The organism is Paraburkholderia sp. SIMBA_030 (assembly GCF_046535245.1).
In the GTDB taxonomy this organism is placed as follows: domain Bacteria; phylum Pseudomonadota; class Gammaproteobacteria; order Burkholderiales; family Burkholderiaceae; genus Paraburkholderia.
In genome coordinates this window covers 1-526 of record NZ_JAWRXB010000082.1, presented here as the reverse complement: position 1 = coordinate 526, position 526 = coordinate 1, and the positions used below count along the sequence as shown (strand labels likewise).

Below are 526 nucleotides of genomic sequence, written 5' to 3'. Positions count from 1 at the left end.
CGGGGTCTTTCCGTCCTGTCGCGGGTAACCTGCATCTTCAAAGGTACTATAATTTCACCGAGTCTCTCGTTGAGACAGTGCCCAGATCGTTGCGCCTTTCGTGCGGGTCGGAACTTACCCGACAAGGAATTTCGCTACCTTAGGACCGTTATAGTTACGGCCGCCGTTTACTGGGGCTTCAATTCGCACCTTCGCTTACGCTAAGCGCTCCTCTTAACCTTCCAGCACCGGGCAGGCGTCAGCCCCTATACTTCGCCTTACGGCTTCGCAGAGACCTGTGTTTTTGCTAAACAGTCGCCTGGGCCTATTCACTGCGGCTCTCTCGGGCTTGCACCCTAACAGAGCACCCCTTCTCCCGAAGTTACGGGGTCATTTTGCCGAGTTCCTTAACGAGAGTTCTCTCGATCACCTTAGGATTCTCTCCTCGCCTACCTGTGTCGGTTTGCGGTACGGGCACCTCTCACCTCGCTAGAGGCTTTTCTTGGCAGTGTGGAATCAGGAACTTCGCTACTATAATTCGCTCGCC

Annotated in this window: 1 rRNA gene; it reads right to left on the bottom strand. The window is 54.6% G+C overall.

What is annotated here, in order from left to right:
* Positions 1 to 526, bottom strand: a 23S ribosomal RNA gene (locus tag SB772_RS39110); the annotation flags it as partial.